This window comes from Kitasatospora sp. NPDC057500 (genome assembly GCF_042802195.1).
Taxonomy (GTDB): Bacteria; Actinomycetota; Actinomycetes; order Streptomycetales; family Streptomycetaceae; genus Kitasatospora.
The window spans coordinates 1-2,471 of record NZ_JBHVER010000406.1; the positions used below are offsets into that span (position 1 = coordinate 1).

The following is a 2,471-nucleotide window of genomic DNA, read 5'->3' on the forward strand; positions in this document are numbered from 1 at the left end:
GGGCTGAGCCGGGCGCCCGGCTCAGCCGGCGACCCGGCGGCCGCTCAGCCCACCAGCCGGGACAGCTCGATCTCGTGGCCGGTCCGCTCCGCCTTGGCCCGCAGGTAGCGCACGTTGCTCTCCGAGACGTGCACCCCCGTCGGCACCCGGCGCTCGACGGTGACCCCGAGCGCGGCCAGCTGGGCGGCCTTGTCGGGGTTGTTGCTCAGCAGTTCCACCCGCCCCACGCCGAGCGCCCCGAGCATCTGCGCGGCGGCGGTGTAGTCGCGCCCGTCCTCCGGCAGCCCGAGCGCGGTGTTGGCGTCGTAGGTGTCCAGGCCGGAGTCCTGGAGCGCGTAGGCGTCCAGCTTGTTGTACAGCCCGATGCCGCGCCCTTCCTGGCGCAGGTACAGCAGGTGCCCGCCGGCGGTGGCGATCCGCTCGACGGCCTCGCGCAGCTGCGGTCCGCAGTCGCACCGGGCGGAGCCGAACACGTCCCCGGTCAGGCACTCCGAGTGCAGCCGGACCAGCGGCGTTGCCCCTTCGGGCACGGTGCCGAGCGTCAGCGCCAGGTGCTCCGCGCCGTCCGCCAGCCCGTGGAAGGTGGACACCTCGGCCTCCACCCGGTACCCGTCCGGGAACGCCAGCGGTATCCGCACCCGCGCCCGTACCCGGGCGGCTGCGGCCTGCGGGGAGTCGTTCTGCTGCTGCGGCGGCTGCGCTTGCGGCATGGCCGGGCCTTTCGTGACGGACGGTTCTGGTGGGGCTCGGCTGTCGACGGTACTAGGTAGTTCCAATTTGAACAACATAATTCGGGGTCGAATCGGCGGCCGGCGGAGGGTCGGTGCAGCTCACGAACGGGTTGCCGGACGGAGTCCGGCGGATGGGGGGCGGACAAACGGGGGGTGGCAGTGAGAGACTGTGCCCGCGCGAGCGGTCCAGGAGTTGCCGCGCTGGTGTTCGATGCGCCGTGACGCCCTCAATGGCGAGGGGACCGCCGGTGCCTTTCCCCCGGGACGACGGGGGAGGCGCCCTGTCTGTCGATTCAGACCATGGAAGGTCCTCAAGAGATGTCGGCTACCCCCGTGCCCGCTGCGTCCCACGACGCCGGGAACCCCGCCATTGAGTCGCTGTACGCCGAGGTGCTCCGCCGCAACCCCGGCGAGCCCGAGTTCCACCAGGCCGTCCGGGAGGTGGTGGAGACGCTCGGACCGGTCCTGGAGCAGCGGCCGGAGCTGGCCGACGCCCGGATCGTCGAGCGCATCGTCGAGCCCGAGCGCCAGCTGATCTTCCGCGTGCCGTGGACCGACGACCAGGGCCGGATCCACGTCAACCGCGGCTTCCGCGTCGAGTTCAACAGCGCCCTCGGCCCCTACAAGGGCGGTCTGCGCTTCCACCCCTCGGTGAACCTCGGGATCGTGAAGTTCCTGGGCTTCGAGCAGATCTTCAAGAACGCGCTGACCGGCCTCGCCATCGGCGGCGGCAAGGGCGGCTCCGACTTCGACCCCAAGGGCCGCTCGGACGCCGAGGTCATGCGCTTCTGCCAGTCCTTCATGACCGAGCTCTACCGCCACCTGGGCGAGCACACCGACGTCCCGGCCGGGGACATCGGCGTCGGCGGCCGGGAGATCGGCTACCTGTTCGGCCAGTACAAGCGGATCACCAACCGCTACGAGTCGGGCGTGCTGACCGGCAAGGGCATCGGCTGGGGCGGTTCGCAGGCCCGCACCGAGGCCACCGGCTACGGCTGCGTGCTCTTCACCCAGGAGATGCTGCGCGCCCGGGGCGAGGAGCTGGACGGCCTGCGGGTCTCCGTCTCCGGCTCCGGCAACGTCGCCCTGTACGCGATCGAGAAGGCCCAGCAGCTCGGCGCGACCGTGGTGACGGCCTCCGACTCCACCGGCTTCGTGGTGGACGAGAAGGGCATCGACCTGGACCTGCTGAAGGAGGTCAAGGAGGTCCGGCGCGGCCGGCTCACCGAGTACGCGCAGCTGCGCGGCGGCCACGTCCGCTACGAGGAGGGCACCGGCGTCTGGAGCGTCCCGGTGGACGTGGCGCTGCCCTGCGCGACCCAGAACGAGCTGGACGAGGCGGACGCGCTGGCGCTGGTCCGGGGCGGTGTGCGGGCGGTCGCCGAGGGCGCCAACATGCCGACCACGCCGGAGGCGGTCCGGGTGTTCCTGGAGGCCGGGGTGGCCTTCGGCCCGGGCAAGGCGGCCAACGCGGGCGGCGTCGCCACCAGCGCGCTGGAGATGCAGCAGAACGCCTCGCGCGACGAGTGGTCCTTCGAGCGGACCGAGGAGCGGCTGGCCGCGATCATGCGGAACATCCACGCCGCCTGCCACACCACGGCGGAGAAGTACGGCCGTCCCGGGGACTACGTGCTGGGCGCCAACATCGCCGGCTTCGAGCTGGTGGCGGATGCGATGCTGGCCCAGGGCCTGATCTGACGCAGGGCATCACCGCCTCCCCGGCCGGCGCCGCAGCGGCGC

Annotated in this window: 2 protein-coding genes; one reads left to right on the top strand and one right to left on the bottom strand. The window is 72.1% G+C overall.

Going from position 1 to position 2,471, the window contains the following annotated elements:
• Positions 1-44: 44 nt before the first annotated feature.
• The gene (ribA, locus tag ACFU74_RS36965; RefSeq protein ID WP_380764523.1) at positions 45-710 is read right to left on the bottom strand and encodes a GTP cyclohydrolase II; all 666 of its coding nucleotides are present in this window, start codon (positions 708-710) and stop codon (positions 45-47) included.
• A gap of 339 nt (positions 711-1,049) precedes the next feature.
• Between ribA and gdhA the strand changes: the two genes are divergently transcribed.
• Positions 1,050-2,429 carry an NADP-specific glutamate dehydrogenase gene (gene gdhA, locus ACFU74_RS36970; RefSeq protein WP_380764524.1) on the top strand — a complete coding sequence of 460 codons (1,380 nt, stop codon included), beginning with the start codon at positions 1,050-1,052 and terminating at the stop codon, positions 2,427-2,429.
• Positions 2,430-2,471 lie beyond the last annotated feature (42 nt).

Coding starts and splice junctions, on each gene's coding strand:
- ribA (WP_380764523.1), bottom strand. CDS start 710: ATGCCGCAAGCGCAGCCGCCGCAGCAGCAGAACGACTCCCCGCAGGCC.
- gdhA (WP_380764524.1), top strand. CDS start 1,050: ATGTCGGCTACCCCCGTGCCCGCTGCGTCCCACGACGCCGGGAACCCC.